Origin of the sequence: Streptomyces sp. NRRL S-495, from assembly GCF_000966955.1 — a bacterium.
Taxonomy (GTDB): domain Bacteria; phylum Actinomycetota; class Actinomycetes; order Streptomycetales; family Streptomycetaceae; genus Kitasatospora; species Kitasatospora purpeofusca.
In genome coordinates this window covers 1-238 of record NZ_JZWY01001375.1, presented here as the reverse complement: position 1 = coordinate 238, position 238 = coordinate 1, and the positions used below count along the sequence as shown (strand labels likewise).

General features: G+C 76.1%; 1 protein-coding gene. It reads right to left on the bottom strand.

What is annotated here, in order from left to right; all coding sequences use genetic code 11:
- Nucleotides 1–238 (bottom strand): hypothetical protein (locus VR45_RS41740; RefSeq protein WP_045945212.1); only part of this gene is annotated, 238 nt, incomplete at both ends.

Genomic DNA, 238 nt, shown 5'->3' with positions numbered 1-238 from the left:
CCGTAGGTGGCCAGCAGGGCCTGTGCCTCGATCGGGTCGCCGAGCGCGGTGCCCGTACCGTGCGCCTCCACGAGGTCGACCTCGGCCGGGGTGAGCCGGGCGTTGGCGAGGGCATCGCGGATGACGCGCTGCTGGGAGGGGCCGTTGGGCGCCGTGAGGCCGTTGCTCGCGCCGTCCTGGTTGACCGCCGAACCGCGCACCACCGCCAGCACCCGGTGCCCCAGCCGCTCGGCGTCGG